A 23,045-nucleotide genomic window follows, 5' to 3' on the forward strand; every position below is an offset into this window, starting at 1 on the left:
TTACAGCTGGCTGCTAACGGCCAAAAGCGGTCATTAAGCGTCTACAAAATCAGGGCCCGCTCAGACAACATTCACTACGGTGACTTTTGGGGCTGATAATGCCGGACAGACCCATCCTCGTTGATCAAGTGTTCATCCCTCGCTGCCTCCACGGAACGGACAAACCAAAACCAGCAATCCTCACGACCGTGAGGTGCAGCTTCAATCATATGAAGAACCTCCTCGCGCGAGTAACCTCTTAGCATATCCGAGACGTGACGCAAGTGATGAAGCTTAGTCGGGCACTCTAGTACGCGCGCCAGAAGTTCCTCATGCACGGCGCAGTGCATGGGATTCGCCGTAGCGGCCAACCGATAGAGCAAGCTTTCTTGATCAATGTCGCCCGATCTAATGCAGCGTTGGAGTGCCTTGACAGGAAACAGGTCGAAGCTATCGGAGAACACTTGTGGAATGAGTGCAGCGAGGGCAGGCACCCTAAGCATGCGATCCAGCAGCGGAGCGCTGTAGGAAGCAGTTCCCTTCAACTCCTTAAGTACCGCTGCCGCGTACTCGTCGTCGAGATGATGCACGACGTAGTCGATGGCTAGCTCCGGCGAACGGGACAGTAACTCTGGAGTGAAGTGGTCCTCCCAACTGTTCTTCATACTTTGGCGCACGACCCATTCAGAAAAGGGATGTTCGACACCATCGGCCGTTTTCACGCCTAGTTCAGCACCACTTCTCTTTTGCCAGTCCTCGTAAATTAGAAGGGCTTGGCGGAGGTGGTAAGCCGGGAGAGCGTCGGGCTGCTTTTCGATAAATCTTACAATGTGAGGAACCCCCTCGGGGTAGACTCGCGCAATAGCGTTGAACAAATCCTCTGTCACCTTCGGCCACATGGGGCTCCCTATCCGCCGCCAGATTTCATCGATGAGCGTTTCAGGTGCACTCGAAAGCCAGCGCATGTTGGCAAGTACGGGGATGTGGTGGATACCCGCGAAGGACGAAGGCAATTGTTCGATCATTTCCGGCAGCAGGGCCTCGCCGTGACGCGCGATTAGTACTCGCCATCCTGCCTCTTCATGACCTGCGGCGATCCAGGCCCGCGCTGTCTTGTCATCAACCTCAAGCGAGAGCTCCTCGGCGAGTTTGTGATGATGAGAGGCCCCGGTTGCTAAAGCCACACGCTGATAGCGGGCTACCCAGGGTGAGCCGCGTTCGACGATAGCAAAGCCGAGCAGTTCTTGCGCGCGAGGCCCCATGGAAGGGAACTGGGTAAGCAATAGACCGAACTCGTCGTCATCACCGCAGCCAACGAGCACTCGGTTGAGTTCGAATGTGGCGCCGAAATTCTGCCCTACAATGGATTCGACCAAGCGTTCGTATTCTTCAGCGATGAACCGAGCCAGCCTCCTGTTGCCGCGTCTTGCTGCGGCGGCCCGAAGCATCCAAGCGCGCGAAGCGATGACAGTGTCGAGATGCGGTCGAACCCACTGCGGTACATCGCCACAACAGCCAAGCGCGGTTGCGGCCGCCTCGGCATAACTTATCCGGCCGTCTGCCGCAACCTGCTCTAGCCAAAGGCTCCACTCTGGCCCTCCACCTTGGGCGATTGCATCGAGGACGAGACTGCTATTCGGTGACCCTAGCCAGTCGGCGAGCGTAGCCCGTTGCGCGTACAGGGCGTTTGGGCTTAGGGCCCGCTTCCACTCAGACGGGTACAAGTTGGATCGGCCTAGTTCGGCGAGCACCTCCAGAGCGGGGCGAAGAAGTTCCAGGCGCTCTCCTTCCAGCGCAGCAAGGGCAGCGCGACTGCGCACAGCTAAGCGAGGATCTTCCAGCGAGAGGGAGAGCGCTTGTATTAGGGCGGGTGTGGGGCGTTCTGCATCGCGGCTTGCATCGAGTGTGGCGGCCAGCACCATATCTTCCCTGACCGTTGCGTTTACGTCGCTCTCTGCAGCGCGTCCACCCGCCTGGATAGCCAAGGCATAGCTCTCGCGCGTCCAGAGCGAGTCTAATGCGCGCTCAGCGGCAGCGTCGCCCAGTAGACCGCGTCCTGTGAGCCAGCTCCAGTAAAGGTCGTGGACGGGTACTGCTTGACCGCCACGTTCGAGAATCGTACCAAGGCTCCTTAGCAGCCAGGCTGGATCGGTAAGGCCCACCTTAGTTGCGCGAGTTTGAAGCTCATGCGTAAGACGACCAAAAGACCGCGTTCCCGCCAGCGAGAGGTCAGCCACAGCTCCGGCGAGTACTTCTGTGAAGCGTTCGGGCAGCCCGCGCATAAGGTGCTCGTGGAACTGTCGCAAGAGGTCGCCGGTCGTAGCAGACCGCGCGTCCGATAGAACGTGGATGGCCAGAAGAAGAGGCAGGCGCAGGAGGTCAATCACCGAGCTAGGCGGTAGCGTTTCGCCTGGCGTTGCTGCTGCTACTGCACGTGCAACTCGGTCGGGTGGAAGCAGGTCGAGTGCCCAATGCTTCAGGGCGCCATCGTCGATGTCAGCCAGCTTAGCCGTCGCAACTAAGCGTGCGCTTCGCAGAGCGCGCAGCGCACGTCGCTTCTCCCCGGCCTGTGCGGCGCCCGCGAAATCGGACCAGCTGTCGACGAAAACGCAGATTCGAGGGTCTTGAAACAAAGTGGTTAATGCGACTCCCGGCGCCGCCTCGGTGATCATTTCTTCTAGGTCGCGCCAGGATGTCGCCTGTCCGGCCGGTAGATAAAGCGGAATGATCGTACCGGCTGCGAGCAGCTCTTTTGCTGAGTTCCAGAGGGCATGAGTCTTGCCTGAGCCGGGCTGGCTGACGATGAGGTGTTTTTTTTCCGAGAACCCAATGAGATCCGATATTGAAGCGCTCGCTGGAGCCCTGTCGTATATAATCTCGGTAAGACGTGGCCCCGCTGAGAAAGCGTCCAGAAGTGCGTCCCGGGCTACAACCTTGGCTGCCGGGAGTAGCCGGTCGATCGACGGTGGCGTGCCAGTCTCAATCAACGACTCCGCCAAGTTGCGCAACTCGTCAATGGACAGAGTGGTACTAGGCCGCGCGGCGCGCTCACTCAATAAGTCCACGGCGACGCTGGACGGAACATCGATTGATGTCGCGCGCTCTAGGCAATCCTGAAGTTGAACTCCGTTTAAGCGACGTGGAGCCGGCCCGAGCACACACGCAACGACTTCACGGAACACGGTATCGTAGGAGCGACGAGCCATGTCTACTGTCGCTTGATACTCGTCTCGGCGAGTGACTAGTGTTCGCCGGTTGCCCTCTTCAAGATAGCCCCAATCCTGCGCGCCGCATGCAAAGACCACAGAACTGAGAAGCTCAGCCCTTAGCTTTTCGGTTGGGCTACTGGCGACAAAAGTGCGCAGCTCATCAGATAACGTGCGCTGAAGAAGTGCTGCGCGTAGCTCCTCAACATCCCCTCCGGAAGCGGCAGTTTCCCAAGCAATCAGGCCGGCCTCTCCGGAAGGCAACGCATTCTTTCGCTCCTTTCCGATATCCGATGTTGTCAGAAACACGAGCCTTGCTTCACGACCCGGGTTACAGACACGTAGCCGATGCAGGGCTTCGATAGCCTCTAGCACATCTGGCGAGTTCAGCGTTACCGCCCCTGAATCGCTAGTGTCTTTTACCTGAGTGGCTTTCAGCACTTCATCGCCCATATCCGGCTCGCGGAGAAGCTCGGTAAAGTCCTCGGCCACTTCTAAGTAGAGTTCATCGCCTGTCCCCAGCAGCGCCAACCACGCGGCGGCCGAGGCGTGGAGCTGGTAGACATAGCCACGAAGAGCCGCAGTTGCCTGTCGGCTCACGTCTTCTGGGGGAACGTTCCAAACCTGAGAAGGGTCTCCGAAGACAGAAACGGGCGTGTTCGACATGGGTTTGACTCTGGCGAAAGCAGCGGCATAGCCGGACGCTGCACTGTATCGAAGTGGGGCTAGATACTAAACCAATACCCGCTCACAACTTCGCTTTGCAATTCACAGGTAATATCCACCATTTGTGTAATGCACGATTAGGCTCTCTTCGGTATGACTATCGACAGCAAGCACCGGGGACCCGTCAGTTTTGGATGTATCAGTAATCAATCGAGCCCCTCCAGAACACGCCAAACTTTACGGTAAACGTCTGCATCTGCATTCCCGTACGCTGCCCTCCATTCAATCTCACTCAAATCTCTGAGCCGAGAACGCACACTCGCGATTGGACCGGAGGCAAGATCGGGCTGATTATCTGCGATGCTTAGGGCGGCCGAACGGGGGATGCCAAGGAGTCGGAGGGTGATGGCTTCGTCGCTGTTCACTCCATAAAAGACTTGGGAGGGTAGGTTGCGGACCTCCTCCAAGCGATCTTCTGGCAATTCGCTACCGGTGATGGCAAGGAGTGCGCCAAGCCCCCAAGCTGTAGTCTGCGTCAGTTTGCTGGACAGGTTCTGTCCGCACTGAGTCACGGCGTCAACATAGGAATTCCCATCCATGAAGTAATTTCGCGCAATGGATTCGACGGACACGCCGTTGACCCAATCCTTCAGTATGCATGCGAGTTTATCGCCATTAGTCTTGTTGCTGCCGAGGATATCTTTGAGGTTTTCTCTCAGTTCAGGGATGTTCAGGAGAACCCCCATCATTGCCGGAAGGCTGGTGTCGCCGTCGGCGAACAGGGTTGAGTGGTCCCAGGAGTCTGCAGTGATACCAGACTCCCGTGATTGCGCCATGGCGCCGCGAATGCTTTGCAGAGAGAAGCCGGTGCTATCAACCAACCCAAGAGGTTGATTCGGTTGGCAAATGTACTCAGCGTAAGAACGGACGCCAATTAGTAGTGAACGGGCTTGGTGAGGCTTCTGAGCTCGCAATTTTGCGAAGCCGTACGTGTTGCGAAGAACCTGTTCGACTTCGTCGCTAAAGGTTTCGGGTTTGCCCATCTGCTGATAGGTGTGTGCTAGGTACTGCAAGAATGACGACCATTCAGGGTGGTAGTAGACGATTCTCCCCAGATCTGAAAGCAGATCCTCTGCTTCTTCAGCCATTTGGATGAGTGCGGAATTCAAATCACCTGACTTCTGATTGATAAAAGACCGTAGGGCAGTCGTTCGGTCCTCTGATTCAGAGGCCAACGCTACTACGCCAAGGTCACCTTGCCCAATGCGGCCGGCACGGCCAGCAATGTTCCAAAAGTCCTCAGGTGGCATATCCACGCCATAGGGGTATTGATGGCTGGCCATGACAACGCCAGAAACCGGGAAGTTGACCCCTTGAGCGATGGTGGTTGTTGCGACGAGGAAACGTAGCTCTTCGTGTTCGAAAAGCCATTCCATGAGCGTACGCACCTCATCGGATAAGCCAGCGTGGTGGACACCCACGCCATGGCTGATCATATTAATCAGCGGGAATTCTTTGCCATATTCTAGCCTCAGGAAGTCTTGGACTAGCTTAATGCGAGCACTCGCAGGTTGGAGGTTGCGTTCCAGTGTTAGTGTTTCAGCCAAAGACCATACCCAACGGGGTTGCGTGTGCATGACGATAACGGGGCCGCGCTGCTGCAATTCCTGGGCGGAAATAGCCGCGACCATCGCAGGGGTCGATGCCTTGCTATAAGTGCTGGCGATATCGTGATTGGTGCCCAGTTGAATCGGATCGTCTACCGCTAGGGTCCGGCGTGTAGTGTGGACGGATTCCAGCTCCACCGAGTAGTCATAGCTCTTTCCACGGATGTGATCGCCCTGTTTCAGGTTAGCAATGCCGATGACGCGATCGTTGGGCTGCCAATCGACGCTGAAGCTGATGTCATCCGAGCTTTGATCGCCAAGCCAACGGGCGACTTCGCGAGCGTTGGTGATGAAGGGGGTGAGCAGCAAGAACTGGGCATTCTCACATTCGCTGTTGATAGTGGCTAACAAGAGCTCAAGCTTTAGCCCGCGAGTAGGGCTCTGAAGGTTATGCGCTTCATCAACCACAACGAGCGTCAGGGGCCGTCCAATTTCCCTTTCCCAGCCTTGACGAAGCATGAGATCGAGCTTCTCGGGTGTTGTCACCAGTACCCGGAATTCCTTGCCATCATCACGTTGAGTGAGGAGTTCAATCTCTACGTTGTCGACTTCGAGAGCAGGGCTGACTTCCTCAACGACCACGCCGAGCTGTTCGAAGTCTCGTCGCAGTTGGCGGGCTACCTGATTGACGAGTGTGCGCGTGGGAGCCAGGTAAGCAACCCAGCCGCGTTCATGGTCGAACTGGTTAATGGCTTGCAGTATGCGGAATTGGGCGATCAGTGTCTTTCCGCTGGAGGTCGGCAAACTGACAACCACCGCGCGACGGCTGGACCCCAAAAGACCTTGTTCGGACAGGGCCCGTCGTTGGGGTGGGAGGACGTCGAAGAGTGCGCGATCACCACGCCCTTTGCTGACGAGGGTCTCTACGAATTTTGTGACTCGGGAGTTGACGGCCCGCGTGACTGTCCAGATGGAGTTGTGCGCCATCTGAGCCGCGCATACCTCCAGAAGGCGAGCTACGGGGTCAAGGTCAACTAGTTGGACGTCTTCGCAGACGGCAAAGACACGGTCGAAATGCATATCCAATAGTTGCTGGATCTGGAAGCTACCGTCGGCTTTGCCACTGGTGATGAATTCAGCGAAGATTTCTGCAGCCTTGGCCAAGTGGTAGAGGCCAATCAGTTCAAGGGCATTAACCTTGCCGGTTCCATCGGGCAGGCTGGCGAGGTGTTCAGCTTCGAAGTCGGCTTGCGCTGCACGCAAATCGCTAATGCGTTGCAGTACAGTGTCTCGATCATCCCAGCCCCTCTTGCGGATGAGGCGTAGCCATATGTCTATGATGGTGCTCCAAGTCCGGATGCGCCAATCATCGGAGTTCAGGCCTAGCTGCGGCCACTCGATTGTGTTGAGCCAGCGGCTTGCATCTGCTCCGCGCTCACCGAGGACAGCCATACAGGCCGCGCGCAGGATGGTACGACCGCTATCGACGTCGTCGCCAAACGAAAGGTGCTTCCAGAATCGGAATCCGTCAGCTGCAGCGCTTCGCAGGTCACTGATTTCGTCGCTTTCCCAGTCGAAAGGTCTGGTAGCGATGATATCGATGACGACCAGCTCCATCGACTCAGCGCCACGCTTGAGAAGGTTCCAATCCCACTCTTGCTTGGGTTGGTTCAGCTGAGATTGAACATGGACAGCTGAAGCGACCTTGCCACACTCTTCGCGAAGGTCTGCGAGTGAATCGAGCAACCAATGGCTCATGATTCACCCCCTTTAATGCGTGTGGGTAGGCTGATAATTGAACAAGGAAGGTGCAGGGCCTTCAAGCGGCAAGCGGTCGGCATTTCGAGCCGGTCAGCGAGATTAGAGCCACGAGAACTGAGGTCTTTAGGGTTGGGCTCCGTGTCACGAATGAGGATCCCGAACAGGACGATAGCCTTGTTGCCAGAATCTAGAAGACGCTTCACCGCATGATCAAAGTCTGGCTCATGTGGAGTGCCTTTACAGCGTGGAAAGAGCCAGCGAAGTAGCGTATGAAGGAGGCTTAAGTCATCAGCCAACTTGTCGAGTTGATTGGTCATGCCGCTACGGCCATGCATGACCTGTGGTGGGTTATCGGCCTCGCTGGAACACTTGACTTCACCTAGAGCAAGAAGAGCGCCGTCCTTATCTTCCGTCAAGCCAACGAGGTCAGCACCTGGTAGGCTTGCCATTGGAGTGCGTTTGTCCCGTTCGGAATTCCAGGGCCATTTGACGTCATGTTCTTGGCTGAGATGGACTTCGGCGAGCGCTTCACCGATGGCCCAGTCTCGTTCTTCCTCCGGTGCGGCATCCAACATAGCCTGTAGGCTTTCCTGCTGGAAGCCAGTGCTTGCGAGCCCCCGAAGATGTGCTTCAAAATCAGTTGAACTCTCCTCATCATGGACCCGAGAGGCTACTTCTGTAGTCAGGAACTGATCGAACGTATCTCCATCGTTCATCTGGACGCCGGTCCATGATACCTGGCGGTCCTGATCTGCGTAGCACTCTGAGATGAAATATGGTTTCACCATTCTCAATTAATCTCTCTCGGGGATACGAATATCAGATTCGCATTAATGTCAACAACTTCTCAACTGACGTACGGCTTGCCAACCAAATTCCTGTAAGCATCCAACATGGCCGCTTCGGGTCGAGGCTGTGTGAAAACGCTTGGAACGTCTCGGGCCGGTCAAAAATTGATCAAAAATGGTGCTCTCTCGCGCATTCTGAGGCAGTTGCAAGGCAAAATTCTCTCCAGATTTCGCGTACAAGCACCATCTTCAGGAGAGCCGAGGAGTTTTCACACAGCCTGGGTCGAAAGAGGGCATACGACAACATGTACAGCCTATACTCAATCATTGGCAACATGCCACATACCTGCTGTGGAGGCTCTGCTACGGCTTGTTTTGGTGAACAGTCTTTGGGTAGGTGACGGTCCCGCTTTGAATCACCCCAAGTTGCGTAGACACCTCCAAGCCTTGTAATGAAAGCACTAAGAAGATCCCATGATCCGTTAACGATACACCGAAGAATTCAAGATCGAAGCCCGTCAAGCAGGTGACAGAGCGAGGCCCTCCCGTCACCTAGGTCCCCATCCGGCTGGGTGTGTCCGGCTACAGTCTGTATCAATGGATGAAGCGCTATGCCAAGTCTGCTGAACATCGGCACCAAGACGATGATCTTCAGGCCGAGAACCAGCACTTGAAGTCCGATCTGTAGCGTGTATCAGAAGAACGAAATATCCTCAAAAAGGCCACCGTCGGAATGCCGCCCAAAACTTCGCCAGAGAGTCCGACTGAGGCTGACCCTCCCCCAGCTTCACGGGCGGCTACAGTTATGCCCAGCGCCACCGCGGATGGTGTCCCCTGGCGCCATCAATGCCACTTCGTCGAGCCGCGCGTGTCTCAGGCCGCCGAAGCCACTACCACAGCCTGCTATTGCCGGTGATAGGGGAGAGGCCAGTGTGGAGTTTGGTGCTGGGCTTGGTACTAAAGGCCTAGCATCATAGAATGGCCGTAGCACTCTAGGCCAGCCGGAGCAGACTATCATCAAAATCATCATCGCTATCATAGTCATCGCTGCAGTTATGTATGCTGGGAACCACTATTTCACTATTTCTGGGTGCCGAGAAGCCACCGATTTCGCCATGTCTATGCGCGCTCACAACAACAAAGCAGAGCTAAATATGCAGGAGAAAGTCCAGATGGCGGACATCGCTGAAAAAGCCATGCAGCATGAAGTCACCGAAGATCAGCTTAAACAAGCCACTGCAACAGCAGTTGAAATCGACGCCGGCGGGATGGCTGATGACTACGTGGAAGAGGTTGTCTTCGGGGAGTGTATGCAGTCATCCCTGGTGCAGGTCTGGGCTGAACGATTAGGTTTTGGTGTTATCAATGACATTAACGCAATGGTAAAGTAACGGAACTTCAGTCCCCTCTTCACCCACGGGGCCGTGCCGGATGCTATGCAGCTAGTGTGGAGTCTTTGTAAGTGGCCACTAAAAGACCCTACGAAGACCATAGGTGTTGAATTGGCACTCCCAACATCGTGACTTCCAACTGCAGCAGCGGGTCTCTGATTCATACTGGTGAGTATCGTCATCTCAGGGAGGAGAACGGTATGTTGGCTCACGCTCATATGAAAGCCCGCCAGGGGCCGAATGCGGTGTCCATGCCGAGGACATCGGCTTGCGTATCCACTGGGCGCTCAGTTGGTCCACCGCGCCAAGCAGTGAGGCGACGAGGACGGTCGTTTCATCATCTCCTCTGGATTGCCTTTAACACCGCCTACACTAACGAGCTCGGTGATCTGCGCATCACCGAGGCCCGCATGTTTGGTGAATTCCTGCAATGCCTGACGCCCCAGACGATTAGGATTGACTCTACGCACTTGCCTGGAGGCGCTATCCTGGCGCGATTCGTCTGTTTCTCGGCAACCGGTAAGTCTCCCAGCCCTACTGGGACCATCAGAACGGCCAGCCCGGGGGCGGCAATTAGAACACCGGTACAGTGCTGAGCATTGTCTTCCAGCGCCTCTATACGCTCCGCAAGCAGCTGATCCACGGAAGCGCGACATGAAACGGCTCGGTGAACCGCGACCAACTGCGGGACGCCAACCAGATCTTGGTCGATATGGTGTCGGTGATCGCTCCAGGACGAGATCATAGCCGTAGGAAGAGGCGTTGCGCCGGAGTTCGCGGTTGGCCGTGCTGCTATGGATGCCAAGCTCTCTGGCCATTTTGCACTGGCTCTTGCCCAGGTCATGACGGGCATGAATCTAGTATCGTTGAGTCTGAATCAGCTGTCGGTATCCCATGCTCCGCTTCACTTTGGTCGGTGAGCCGAGAAGGGGATCGGCGCTGGCCCTCCTACCTCTATCGTATGGTCCAAAATGCTGCGGTTATTCTATGAATCCAGAGACCGACAGGTTTGTACCCTTTGGCAGGTACTGCCGCAACAGCCCGTTGGTGTTCTCGTTGAGCCCCGCTGCCATGGGCTATGCGGGTTAGTGAAGTAGATCGCCCTCCCAGTGGTCAGGCATCAGGCGGTCTTCGATCTCAGGCGGCCGCATATGGATGCTGACCGGCTCGGGAATCTGCTGGCATCGATCCTGACCACGGCTGCGTGGACGACGCTTGCCATTGTCCTGCTACAGGCAGGCGATGAGCTACTTCTGGAGGTTGCCGCGTGGCATCACATAGAGCGCGTTGTAGATGGCCTCATGCCAAACCTATCGGCGTGAATCGTTGTGTGACATGTGCTTCAGTGTGCGGAATCTCAGTACAGGTGACCAGTACTTGCGCAGCAGGTAAACCACCACCTCAAAAAGTTCTCCTTCGGGATGCAGACTTGTCAAGCGAACCCAGTAGCCAGGCTGGCATCGTGGTCCTTAGGGTCAGGCCTTTTCGCAGGTGAGTACCCGCGATACCTTACAACCCCCATAACTGACGATGACCCAGATTGAGTGAATGTCTCGTCCGCGACCTTCTCAGACACCGAACTCTTCATCTCTCCCATACTACGAACAGACAGTCCCCGCACAACTTGTTACGCTAAGGCCCATTAGCATACTTAAAATACTGGGCGGCCCCAGAGACGTACTATCGAAAAATAAGGAACGGCGTCCTCCTCCTGGAACCGACGGGAAGCTGGAGCCAACAAGATGCGGGGAAAGAATGGGTCATCAACAACAGTTTGCGCCGGGCATGCGCCTGGAAATCCGCGACGCCGAATGGCGCCTAACGCGGATCGACCACGCCAGTGACGGCGGCCAGTTGCTCAGCTGCACCGGGCTCTCCGAGCTGGTGCGCGGTCGCGAGGCGCAGTTTCTCAGTCGCCTGGAAGACGACATCCGCATCCTCGACCCCGCCTCGACCCAGCTGGTCGATGATCTCTCCCAGGGTCATCGGGCCGGCCTTCTGACGCTGGCCACCCAACTACGCGACACCGCCCCCACGGATGACCGCATCCACCTGGGCCACCACGCCGCCATGGACGCCCTGCCCTTCCAGCTCGAACCGACACGCCAGGCCCTCGATCAGCCTCGTGCACGCTTGCTGATCGCCGACGCCGTGGGGCTCGGCAAGACACTCGAAGCCGGTATTCTGACCAGCGAACTGATCGCCCGCGGTCGTGGCAAGCGCATCCTGGTACTGGCCGTCAAATCCATGCTCGGCCAGTTCCAGCAGGAGTTCTGGAACCGCTTCACCATTCCGCTGACGCGCCTCGACTCCCAGGGGCTGGCCAGAGTGCGCAACCGCATTCCGGCCAACCACAACCCCTTTCACTACTTCGACCGCGCCATCATCTCCATCGACACCCTCAAACAGGATATCGAATACCGGCATTACCTGGAGCAGGCCCACTGGGACATCATCATCATCGACGAAGCCCACAACGTCGCCGAACGTGCCGGTGCTCAGGGCGCCTCCCAACGCGCTCGCCTGGCTCGCCTGCTGGCCACTCGTTCCGACACCCTGGTCATGCTTTCGGCCACCCCGCATGACGGCAAGCCCGAGAGCTTCGCCAGCCTGATGAACATGCTGGATCCCACGGCGATTACCGACCCCGGCACTTACGCTCATGAAGACTTCCGTGACAAGGGCCTGGTGATTCGCCGCTTCAAAAAAGACGTTCGCGACCAGTTGGGCGACTTTCCCGACCGCCAGATCGACCGTCACTACGCTACCGCCAGCCAGCTCGAAGAGCAGGCCTTCGAGCAACTGATGGACGTCAGTTTTCATACTCTCGACGGTCAACGCAGTGCCGGCAGCGGCCTGTTTCGCACCCGCCTGGAAAAGACGCTTTTCTCCAGCCCGGCGGCCTGCCTGGCCACCATCGAGAACCGCCTGGCCAAGCTGCAGAAGCAGGCCCCGAGCCCCGAGCGCGCCGCCGATATCGACAGCCTCGAGGGCCTGTCGCTGGCCGTGCGCGACATCACCCCGGAACACTTCGGCAAGTACCACGCCCTGCTCGAGCTGCTGGGCCGCAAGGCCGGCCAGGGTGAGCTCGGCTGGCAACGCGACAGCGACGACCGCCTGGTCATCTTCACCGAAAGCCTCAACACACTGGCCTTTCTGGAAGACAACCTGCCCGGCGATGCCGGCTTGAATGCCAATCAGGTCGGCGTGCTGCGCGGCACCGACCGGGACCGCGACATCATGGCCACCGTCGAGGCCTTCAACCGCGGTGACAGCCCGCTGCGCCTGCTGCTGTGTTCCGATGTCGCCGCCGAAGGCATCAACCTGCACCACCGCGCCCACCGTCTGGTGCACTTCGACATTCCCTGGTCCCTGATGGTTTTCCAGCAGCGCAACGGCCGCATCGACCGTTACGGCCAGACACAGACACCGCAGATCCGCTACCTGCTCACTGAGTCCGAGCATCCCAAGGTACGCGGCGATCAGCGCGTCCTCGAAGTGCTGATCGACAAGGACGACCAGGCCAGCCGCAACATCGGCGACCCTTCGGAGTTCTCGGCCAGCCGCACCCAGGAAGAACAGGAAGCCCAGGTCGCCGGTGTGCTGGAAAGTGACGACGATCCGGACGACCTCTCCGCGTTGTTCGCCGGCCTGCTGGACGACCAGCTCAGCGACAGCGAATCACCACTCGACGCCTTCATCCCCGACACCGCACCGGCCGCCAGTCTCGATGAGTTGACCACCCAGCCCCCGCGGCTCTATCCCAGCACGCTGGCCTGGTCACGCGCCGCCATCGACTGGCTGCGTCAGGCCATGCGCGAGCAGGGCCAACCGCTGGAGGCCAGTGTCGATGAACAGGCCCAGCGGCTGGAGTTGGTCGCCCCCGAGGACCTGCGCCAACGCCTGGCCTACCTGCCACGAGAAATTCGCCCCGAACACGACCGCTTCATTCTCACCGCAGACACCCAGCGCATGCAGCAGGCCCTCGACCAGGCCCGCCAGGAGGACGATCCCTGGCCCAGCGTGCAGTACCTCTGGCCCCTGCATCCCGTGCTCGAATGGCTGCGCGACCGTATCCTCAATGCCTTCGGCCGCCACACCGCCCCGGTGATCCGCGTCCCCGGTACCTTGCCCGAGGGCCAGGCACGCATCCTCTTCCAGGGCGGCTACCCGAACCGTCGCGGTCAATCGCTGATTCAGGCCTGGTGCGCCGTGCCCATTGGCACGGTGGACGGCACCATCGGCAAGCCCATATCGCTGGAAGATACGCTGGCCGAACTCGCGCTCGACCCCGAGTCGCTGCCCAATCCCGGCATCGAGGGCGACAACAGCGCGCTCCAGGATGCCCTGTCCGGCGCGGTCAAAGCCGCCGAGCGCTATCTCCACCAGGTGCGTGTACAGCGCGAAGGCGAGATCGACGACCGCCTCAACGCCCAGATGGCCGAGATGGACGCGCTCAAGGACCGGCACCTGAAACAGATCGAGATCGACCTCAGCGCCAGCCGCGAGCAGGAAACCCGCAAGCAGCGCCGCCGCGACGACCGCACCGCGCAACTGGAGCGCATCTTCGCAGACTATGGGGACTGGCTGGAGGCCACCCAGCAGATCGAGAACCAGCCCTGGCTCCAGGTCGCCGCCGTCTTTACCGGCGACCCCGCTGCTCGGCAGGAGTCGCCTGAATGATGGGGCGGATGAACCGACATGAAGCGCCGGATACATATCCGGCGCCGTTTCGCGCGATGACAACGGCTGTTGTCTTGCGAGCCGATCTCGGCGTGCCTAAAATCCACTTCAACATACCCGCCAAGCCTATGGCTGCTCCGGCAGTCACGCTTAAATCGAGCGGGTTTTCTTTTGCATATTCATTCCGTGACTCCTTGCGTCACGCCCTCAGTGCGGCTAGCATAAGTGTCAATATACCCGCCAAGCCTATGTGGACTTCGGTTCTCAAGCTCAAATTGCGCGGGTTTTTTATTGCCCGTGAACAAGACACCCCAGCACAGCACCCAAGCCACTTCACTCCAGAGGTGGCATCATGACGCAATTCGACAAGTCCGCCTTGACAGCCAGCGAACAGCTGGATCTGCTGATAGAACGTGGTTTGAAGGTTCATGACCTCGAACGTGCCCTTCGACTGCTGGAAGTCACCACGTCCTTCCGACTCAGCCCCTATATGCGGCCCTTTCAGTACCCCGATGACCCGGCCCACAGCTTCAAGCCAGGCACGCAGCTATCAGAAATCATGCAGGTTTATCGCTTTGACAGCGATCTTCGTCAGCTTGTGATGGTGGCCATCGAGCGGGTCGAGATCGCCGTACGCACGGGTATCAGCAACCATATGGCCTGCCAATACGGGACGCATTGGTACTTGTCGCCTGCTCGCTTCAAATCCCACTTCGATCACGCACGTTTGCTCAAAGAGCTCGGAGACAAACTGGCCAAGGAAGCACGTCAGTACCATAAAGAAGTGGAGCGCATCGAAAACGCGAAGTCTTCTGAAGAAATCAAAATGTTACGCAAGGAAAGCCGAAAGCGTGACAACTACCCACGCTACTACTCTCTGACCTATGATCAGCCGGTTCATTTACCTTCCTGGGCCATGGTGGAAGAGTTGAGCCTGGGATCGCTATCTCATCTATTCGATGGTCTGGACGAGTATCGTGACCGCAAGGCCATCGCTCGCCGCTTTGCTGTGCCGCATCAAGTGCTAGCAAGCTGGCTGCATACGCTGACGTTCATTCGGAATATTTGCGCTCACCACTTTCGTCTCTGGAACCGTGAACTTTCGATCCCGCCCAGTTGGCCAAAGCACCTCACTTTACCGGGCCCCCAAAAGGGAGGCGGCGTCCCCCGCCGCCTTTTCACCGTGCTGGCCATGCTGACGTATCTCACCACGCAGATCAGTCCGGACACTCGCTGGCCAGGTCGACTTCACGCCCTGCTGGAAGAATACTCCGATATACCACGCGCCCCCATGGGCTTTCCGGATGACTGGCAGCCACGGCTCGCCTCGCTCAACGCCGCCACACGCTAAGGAGACCGCCATGAGCCAATCGCCGTCTTCAAAAGCACAAGCCGATGTCGCCCCGGTCGAGGTACTCTCTGGTCTGGGCAGCGCCGACCGCGGCATGCTGGCCACCTTCCTGGCGCTGTTCGATGACGGCCGGTTGCAACGTCGCCTGCAAAAGCGCTATCAGGACATCAAGGAGAAAGTCCGGGGCGAAGGTGACTACGGCGGCGATAATCACCTGGCCCTGCCCAATCCCGATCGGGAGGAAGATCGGCAGGATGCGCAGGAACTAGGCGAGCGCCAGCACTACTGGCGCAACAGCGAGCATGACGACAACATGCTGCGCCTGCTGCTGTGGATTCGTCTGCGCGAGGCACTCCAACTCCCTCCCGGGCTGACCACGACCCGTCGCGGCTGCCACCACCTGGCCGACGACATGGTCGCCCGACTGCTCAACGTCTTCGATTCGCCCGATCAGAAGAAATCGCGTTACCGCTGGCTGCAGAAGCTGGGCTACAACAAGGACGGCGGCCAGGACGCCACCTTCTCCGATATCGTGCTTCCCATCCTCGACCGACTGCTGAGCGAGGACAAAAGCCGGAAAGCCGCCGAGGGCCTGTCGTCCGACCCGGAGCAACGCTATCGACAACTGGCAGAAGCCGTATCCCTGATGGGCGGCCTCAACCAGGACCAACTGCAGCGAGCGCTGGGTGGCGAAAGCATCGACAACATCAACGATGGCGCCATGCGCAACGCCGCACTGCTCGGCGGCTCCATGACTGCCCTGGGCGTCGGGGTGGGCGTCAGCGGCTTTGCCCCCTACCTGCTGGCCGCTCAGGCCTCTGCCTTCTTGCCGCTGATCAGTGGCTCGGGGCTGGTGTCCTTTGTCTCCGTGATCAGCAACCCGCTGACCATCGCCGCCATTACCGCCACCGGTGGCGCCTACGCCTTCAAGAAGGCCGGCAACAGGATCGATGCCCATCTTGCCTCGCACATCATGGCCCTGCTCGCCCTGACCGGACTGCGCAGCGGCAAACAGGCACTGGGCAACACCCAGCAGGCCTTCGCCCTGACGCCCCACCTGACGCACGGCATCGACGCTAGCCACAAGCGAGGGGGCCACAAGACGGCCGAGCGTTATCAGTCCGAATGGCAACGCCTGGCCGGGCTGGCCGACATGCCCGACCCGCACCCCTCCGCCGAAACCGAGGCGATCATGTCGCGCCACCTGGCCCCTACCACCGGCAGCGAACTCGGCAACATGGCCGCCATGACCGGCCTGACCCTGGGCGACATGCTCTACAACCTGGCCGCCATCGACCCCAAAGTGATCCAGGCCGCCGATTTCTCGCGCACCGCCGATATTGACAGCAGCCTGGATTTCGCCACCCTGGCCGAACAGATCCAGAGCAGCAGCCAAGCCGCCGCTATTGGCGCCACCAGCCAGCTCAAGGGCTATGTCGCCGAACAGGCCGTCGCCGCCCAGCTTGTCGCCCAGGGCCACACCGTCAGCCTGCCGGATACCGCCAGCAATCCCGGTTGGGATCTACTGGTCGACGGCCAGCCCCTGCAGGTCAAGTTCCACGACGACCTCGGCGGCCTCAATGCCCACTTCACCCACTACAATATCCCGGTCATCGCCAACACCGAGTTGCAGGGCCAGATCCCCGAGGAATGGAGCGATCAGGTCTTCTTCCTGGAGGGCCTCAGCAACGCCCGCGTCGAAGCCCTGACGGCCCAGTCGCTCGATGCCGGTGCCGAGCTGTTCAGCCCCGAGGTACTGCCCGCCGCCACGCTGATCACTGTCACGCGCAGCATGCTCGCCTATCGCCGCGGCCAGCTCAGCGCCCACCAGACCCTTGAGCAGATTCTGCTGGATGGCAGCATCCGGGTCGGCCTGGCCGGTGCGGGCAGCCTCGCCGGGCCCACCCTCGGCGGCCTAATGTTCGGCCCGGCCGGCGCCGTGGTGTTCGGCGTGGGCGGTCCGGTCTTCGCCCAGGCGCTGACCCCCAGAGTCTCGCAGGGCATCAGGCAACGGGCCTCCGGCGAACAGTATCGCCAGTGGCAGGCCGAAGCGCATCAACACCTCGATGCCTTGCATGGTCGCCTGCTCGACGCCCTGAGCGAAAAGCGCGAGCAGATCGACGCCAAGCTCGCCGCCTGCCCCGATACCCCAGGGGGCGCCTACCTGCGCTGGCGGCTCAACGACGACCGCCGCCACAGCCAGGAAGTGCAGATTCACCTGAGCCACCTGCGCCAGGCGGAAGCATCCGGCGCCGAGCCACGCTTCCGCGCCACCCTCGAGCTGCTGGCCATCGCCGGGCTGCATCCGGTGCACTACCAGGCCGAGCTCGACATCGTGACCCGACACTTCGAACAGCGCCCCAGCCTCAGCCAAACCGTGAAAGACCGGTCACGCAGCGCCGCGGAAAGTGCCCTCGAGTACTCCTTCACCACCGCGGACGTGGTCGCCGGAGGCGGCAAGGCGGCATGGAAGGCCTGGCGCAAGAGCCGCAGCAAGCGATAACAATTAGCATCCGAACGGCACGGCAAACCCGGCGACCCGTAACACGATCATCAGAGAAGCGCCCATGGCACACGCAGGCATCATCAACGACAACGAGTTCTACAGCGAGCACTACCTCGCCGATATCTTCGAGGGCGACATTCGCGGCGTCATCGAGACCTGGCAGCAGCGCGCCAACGACACCGGCGGCGAGACGCCCTGGGCCCTGCTGCGCCGGGGCGCCTTTGAGCGCCTGCGCGAGATCGAGGCCACCCAGGCACTGGCGCGCCGCGGCCGCAGTCGCGAGGCCGTCGAAGCCGCCCGCGAGCTGGCCCGCCCGCTGCTTGAGGCCTTCGGTTACACGCCACGGCCCGAGCGCCGCCTGATCGACGATGAAGCCGAGATTCCCCTACTCGCCGAGCTCAACGGCCAGAACGGCGCACCGCTGCTGTGGGTCATCGAAGCCCTACCGCTGGAAGAGCCTGAGGGCGATCCACTGGCCGCCGCGCCGCTGGCCGCCCAGTACCTCAGCTTCGACGAAACCCCGCTGCCCACCGCCTTCCAGCGCGAACTCAACGCCGAAACACCGCCCAGCTGGCAGAGCCTGCTCTCGCGCCAGGTCTTTGCCCGCGAACAGCCACCCCGATGGGTGCTGCTGGTGGCGCCCCACCAGTGGGTGCTCATCGACCGCAGCCGCTTCGCCCGCGGCCAGTTGCTGCGCTTCGACTGGAGCGAGCTGCTGGCCCGCCGCGAGACCGACGCTCTGAAGGCCACCAGCGTGCTGCTGGGCCGCGAATCCCTGCTCGACGCCAACGGCCAGAGCCTGCTCGACAACCTCGACGAAAACGCCCACAAGCACGCCTACGGCGTCAGCGAGGATCTCAAGTACGCCCTGCGCGAGGGCATCGAACTGCTCGGCAACGAAGCCACCCGCCAGCTCATCGAACGCGCCCGCAGCCGCAAGGAGGGCATCTACTCCGGTCAGCTCGACCCCGACCAGCTCTCCCGCGAGTGCCTGCGCACCATGTACCGGCTGCTATTTCTGTTCTACATCGAGGCCCGGCCCGAGCTCGGCTACGCCCCGGTGGACAGCTCGGTCTACCTCAGCGGCTACTCCCTGGAGGGCCTGCGCCAGCTCGAACTCACCCCACTGACCAGCGAGCGCGAGCGCCAGGGCAGCTTTCTGCACCACTCCATCACCCGGCTCTTCCGCCTGGTGCATGATGGCGTCGAAGCGCCCGGCAACCAGCATTTCGACTTCGACGGCACCGGTAAGGATGCTTTCACTCTGCCGGCACTCAAGAGCCACCTGTTCGACCCCACGCGCACCCAGCTGCTTGACAAGGTCGTCTTTCCCAACGTCATCTGGCAACAGATCATCAAGTTGATGTCGCTCTCGCGCCCTGCCAGCGGGCGCGGAAAGCGTCGACGCGGGCGCATCAGCTATGCGCGGCTGGGCATCAACCAGCTCGGTGCCGTCTACGAGGCCCTGCTCAGCTATCGCGGCTTCTTCGCCGAACACGATCTCTTCGAGGTCAAGCGCGCCGGCGAGGCCACCCCCGACCCGCTGGCCACAGGCTACTTCGTCACCGCCGAGCAGCTCGAACACTTCAGCGACGACGAACGCGTCTTCGACCGCGACGCCGACGGCTACCGCCAGCTGCGCCGCCACCCGCGCGGCCGCTTTCTCTACCGCCTGGCCGGGCGCGACCGCGAAAAGAGCGCCTCCTACTACACCCCGGAGGTGCTGACCCAGTCGCTTGTCAAATACGCCCTCAAGGAGGTCTACGCCGAGCAGCTCGACCCGCTGCCCGACGACGCCGCCCGCGCCGAGCGCCTGCTCAGCCTGACCCTCTGCGAGCCGGCCATGGGTAGCGCCGCCTTCCTGAACGAAGCCATCGACCAGCTCGCCGACAAGTACCTGGCCCTGGCCCAGAGCGCGAAGCAACAGCAGGACCCGACCGCCGAGCGCATTCCCCAAGCCCACTACGCCGCCGAGAAGCAGCGCGTCAAGATGTACCTGGCCGACCACAGTGTCTTCGGCGTCGACCTGAACCCCGTGGCCGTAGAGCTCGCCGAGGTCTCGCTATGGCTCGGCGCCCTCTCCGCCGACCGCTTCGTGCCCTGGTTCGGCTTTCAGCTGCGCACCGGCAACTCGCTGATCGGCGCCCGCCGCGAGGCCTACCCGGCCAGCGCTATCGGCCTCAAGGGCAAGGACCCCGCCGCCTGGCTCAACCGCGCTGGCGACGCCGTACCGCTCGTTGTAGTACCTGAGCACAGCAATTCGTCAGCGAGCGGCAGCCAGCACGCGGCGCACGGTGCGCAGCCGGCGAGCACCGCGCCACAAAGTGATGGTCTTGCGCCCACTCATGGGTTGCAGGAAAGCCGAATCTGGCACTTCCTGCTGCCCTTTACCGGCATGGCCGATTACACCGACAAGGTCGCCAAGCAGCTCTTCAAGGGCGAACTAGCCACCATCAAGCAATGGAAGAAGGCCTTTACCGCGCCCTTCAACGCCGAGGAACGCCAGCGCCTGGAACGCCTCAGCCAGCAGGTCGAGGCGCTGTGGATCGAACACACCCGCGAGCTGGCACGCATTCGCACCCGCACCAGCGACCCCTACCCCATCTATGGCCGCGAGGCCAACGGCGAGCCCACCAGCCTGGCCTTCAAGGACGCCATGGAAGCCTCGCTGACCCAGCGCTACCAGGAGAGCGCCCCGGCCTACCGCCGCCTCAAGCTGGCCATGGACTACTGGTGTGCGCTATGGTTCTGGCCCATCGACCGCGCCGAGGAACTGCCCAGCCGCGAGGAATGGCTGTGGGACCTGGAAACCCTGCTGCTCGGCGACACCATCGGCGCCGGCCCCAGCCACGACATCCCCGACCTCTTCCAGCAGGAGCCCGAGGGCACCGAGGAAGGCCAACGCTTCGTCGACCGCTTCGGCGTGGTCAAGCTCGCCACCCTGTTCCGCGCCTGCCCACGCCTCAAGCTCGCCGACAAGCTGGCCGAACAGCGCCGCTTCTTTCACTGGGAGCTGGAATACGCCGATGTGTTCTCCGGCGCCGTCAGCGGCCGCCGCGGCTTCGACCTGGTGCTGGGTAACCCGCCCTGGCTCAAGGTGGAGTGGCAGGAAGGCGGCATCATGGGCGATCACCAGCCCGCCTTCGCCCTGCGCAAGACCTCCGCCAGCCAGCTCGCCACCCTGCGCGAACAGGCCTTTCACGACCACCCCGGCCTACCAACCGCCTGGAGAGAAGAGTACGAGGAAAGCGAAGGCACCCAAGCCTTTCTCAACAGCGCCGCCAACTACCCTCTGCTCGCCGGTCAGAAAGCCAACCTCTACAAGTGCTTCCTGCCCACCGCCTGGCGGCTGGGCAGTGAACAGGGCGTGGCCGGCTACCTCCACCCCGAGGGCATCTATGACGACCCCAAGGGCGGCAGCTTTCGCGAGGCGGTGTATCCGCGCTTAAGAGCGCATTTTCAATTTATTAACGAGACCAAACTTTTCGCTGAGGTCCATAACCAGACGCTTTTCAGCATCAATATCCATGGCCCGCGTCAACACAGGCCGGCGTTCCTGCAGCTAAGCAACCTCTTTGTGCCCAGAACCATCGACGCCTGCTTTACCCACAATGGCGAAGGAACCGTTCCCGGCATCAAGGAAGAATATACCGGCGACGATGGTCGTCCTCGGGTGAAATGGGAGTACTCGGGCCATCGTGACCGACTGATCCGCATCGATACCGACACTCTCGGCCTATTTGCAGCCCTCTACGACGAGGACGGCACGCCGCCGTTGCAGGCGCGCCTCCCGGCCCTGCATGCCCGGCAAATGCTCAATGTACTCGAACGCTTCGCCGCCCAGCCCACCCGACTGGGGGACCTGGGAGATGACTACTATTCCACCCAGCATTGGAACGAGGTCAACGCCCAGCAGGACGGCACCATGGAGCGTAGCACTCAGTTCCCGAATAACGCCGAGCAATGGATTCTCAGCGGCCCACACTTCTTTGTCGGCAACCCCTTGTTCAAGTCACCGCGCCCCGGCTGCAAGAGCAACAAGGACTACGACGCGATCGACCTGGAGCGCCTGCCCGACGACTACCTGCCGCGCACCAACTACGTCCCGGCCTGCGACCCCGACACCTACGCCGCCCGCACCCCCCGCGTCAGTTGGATCGAGGAAGGCGAAAGCCAGCCCAGGAAAGTTACAGAATATTATCGGTTTGTGACCAAATTTCAGATTGGCAATGGGTCAGAACGGTCTCTTTTGAGCGCCATATCGGGCAAATATTGTGCACATATTAATACAGTTGTATCTTTAATATTCAGAGATTTGCACAGGCTAATCATCACACAAACCTGTTGCTCAAGCATGCCTTACGATTTTTTCGCAAAATCATCCGGTATGCCCACGTTTTTGAGCCTCCGGAGGGCGCTCTCTTTCCCAAACGAGATAAGTAGTCAGGCTTACATCCGAACATTATCTTTAAGCTGCTTGACTCAGGGTTATGCGGAACTCTGGCAATCCTGCTGGCAGGATGACTTCCGGCAGGCCCAATGGGCCAGCGATAGTCCGCTGCTCGATCACGACTTCTTCGCCAAGCTGACGCCGGAATGGCAACGGAACTGCGCGCTGCGCAATGACTACGCCCGCCGTCAGGCACTGGTGGAAATCGATGTGCTGGTCGCCCAGGCGCTGGGCATGACGCTGGAAGAACTCAAGACGATTTATCGCGTGCAGTTCTCGGTGATGCGCCAGTACGAAGCCGACACCTGGTACGACGCCCGAGGCCGCATCATCTTCACCCCCAGCAAGGGTCTCGCCGGCGTCGGCCTCCCCCGCAAGGCCAACAAGAAGGAACTCGATCAGGACATCCACTACTCCATCGAGTCCCCAGAGCGTACCGACTCTTCAAAAGAGTACGGCATCGCCCTCGGCTGGGAAGATGTGAAAGACATGCAGGAAGGCGTCGTCCGCAAGACCTACCTCGACGACACCCTCCCCGACGGCCCCTGGGAAACCACCATCGAATACCACGCCCCCTTCACCCGCCCCGACCGTGAGCAGGACTACGAGGAAGCGTGGGCTTTTTTTGAAAAACAGGGTAATAGCGAGGTCACATAA

General features: G+C 60.1%; 9 protein-coding genes and 1 pseudogene. 7 read left to right on the forward strand and 3 right to left on the reverse strand.

Annotated features, from left to right (window positions below; translation table 11 throughout):
• Nucleotides 1-74: 74 nt before the first annotated feature.
• From FVV99_RS18490 to FVV99_RS01555, 3 genes are all read right to left on the reverse strand, one after another.
• A complete protein-coding gene (locus tag FVV99_RS18490) occupies nucleotides 75-3,851 on the reverse strand; it encodes a hypothetical protein (RefSeq protein WP_161598947.1) in 3,777 nt (1,258 codons plus the stop codon).
• Between the two features lie 206 nt (nucleotides 3,852-4,057).
• Nucleotides 4,058-7,216: a DEAD/DEAH box helicase gene (locus FVV99_RS01550; RefSeq protein WP_148252231.1), complete on the reverse strand. Its 3,159-nt coding sequence runs from the start codon at nucleotides 7,214-7,216 to the stop codon at nucleotides 4,058-4,060.
• Entirely contained in the window at nucleotides 7,213-7,935 is a 723-nt protein-coding gene (locus tag FVV99_RS01555) for a hypothetical protein (protein WP_201745003.1), read from the reverse strand. Before FVV99_RS01555 ends, FVV99_RS01550 begins: the two co-directional genes overlap by 4 nt.
• Before the next feature lie 579 nt (nucleotides 7,936-8,514).
• Here FVV99_RS01555 and FVV99_RS18725 point away from each other — a divergent pair.
• The 7 genes and pseudogenes from FVV99_RS18725 to FVV99_RS01590 form a co-directional block, all read left to right on the forward strand.
• Nucleotides 8,515-8,692: pseudogene (locus FVV99_RS18725) on the forward strand (transposase); the annotation flags it as partial.
• Nucleotides 8,693-9,179: 487 nt separating this feature from the next.
• A complete protein-coding gene (locus FVV99_RS01560; RefSeq protein WP_148252233.1) occupies nucleotides 9,180-9,398 on the forward strand; it encodes a hypothetical protein in 219 nt (72 codons plus the stop codon).
• Nucleotides 9,399-11,153: 1,755 nt separating this feature from the next.
• Nucleotides 11,154-14,081, forward strand: a complete 2,928-nt coding sequence (locus FVV99_RS01570; protein WP_201745004.1) for an SNF2-related protein — start codon at nucleotides 11,154-11,156, stop codon at nucleotides 14,079-14,081.
• Nucleotides 14,078-14,437: a hypothetical protein gene (locus tag FVV99_RS01575; protein WP_148252234.1), complete on the forward strand. Its 360-nt coding sequence runs from the start codon at nucleotides 14,078-14,080 to the stop codon at nucleotides 14,435-14,437. The genes FVV99_RS01570 and FVV99_RS01575 overlap by 4 nt, the downstream gene beginning before the upstream one ends.
• Nucleotides 14,434-15,432 (forward strand): Abi family protein, encoded by a 999-nt coding sequence (locus FVV99_RS01580; protein WP_148252235.1) that lies wholly within the window; start codon nucleotides 14,434-14,436, stop codon nucleotides 15,430-15,432. The genes FVV99_RS01575 and FVV99_RS01580 overlap by 4 nt, the downstream gene beginning before the upstream one ends.
• A gap of 10 nt (nucleotides 15,433-15,442) precedes the next feature.
• Nucleotides 15,443-17,935 carry a hypothetical protein gene (locus FVV99_RS01585; protein ID WP_148252236.1) on the forward strand — a complete coding sequence of 831 codons (2,493 nt, stop codon included), beginning with the start codon at nucleotides 15,443-15,445 and terminating at the stop codon, nucleotides 17,933-17,935.
• A 64-nt stretch (nucleotides 17,936-17,999) separates the two neighbouring features.
• Nucleotides 18,000-23,045, forward strand: coding sequence for a hypothetical protein (locus FVV99_RS01590; RefSeq protein ID WP_148252237.1), 5,046 nt, complete (start codon nucleotides 18,000-18,002; stop codon nucleotides 23,043-23,045).

Source organism: Aidingimonas lacisalsi, from assembly GCF_008079445.1.
Lineage (GTDB): Bacteria > Pseudomonadota > Gammaproteobacteria > Pseudomonadales > Halomonadaceae > Aidingimonas > Aidingimonas lacisalsi.

What these genes read in the sequence shown, in the direction of transcription:
- FVV99_RS18490 (WP_161598947.1), bottom strand. Translation starts at nt 3,851, where the DNA reads ATGTCGAACACGCCCGTTTCTGTCTTCGGAGACCCTTCTCAGGTTTGG.
- FVV99_RS01550 (WP_148252231.1), bottom strand. Translation starts at nt 7,216, where the DNA reads ATGAGCCATTGGTTGCTCGATTCACTCGCAGACCTTCGCGAAGAGTGT.
- FVV99_RS01555 (WP_201745003.1), bottom strand. Translation starts at nt 7,935, where the DNA reads ATGAACGATGGAGATACGTTCGATCAGTTCCTGACTACAGAAGTAGCC.
- FVV99_RS01560 (WP_148252233.1), top strand. Translation starts at nt 9,180, where the DNA reads ATGGCGGACATCGCTGAAAAAGCCATGCAGCATGAAGTCACCGAAGAT.
- FVV99_RS01570 (WP_201745004.1), top strand. Translation starts at nt 11,154, where the DNA reads ATGGGTCATCAACAACAGTTTGCGCCGGGCATGCGCCTGGAAATCCGC.
- FVV99_RS01575 (WP_148252234.1), top strand. Translation starts at nt 14,078, where the DNA reads ATGATGGGGCGGATGAACCGACATGAAGCGCCGGATACATATCCGGCG.
- FVV99_RS01580 (WP_148252235.1), top strand. Translation starts at nt 14,434, where the DNA reads ATGACGCAATTCGACAAGTCCGCCTTGACAGCCAGCGAACAGCTGGAT.
- FVV99_RS01585 (WP_148252236.1), top strand. Translation starts at nt 15,443, where the DNA reads ATGAGCCAATCGCCGTCTTCAAAAGCACAAGCCGATGTCGCCCCGGTC.
- FVV99_RS01590 (WP_148252237.1), top strand. Translation starts at nt 18,000, where the DNA reads ATGGCACACGCAGGCATCATCAACGACAACGAGTTCTACAGCGAGCAC.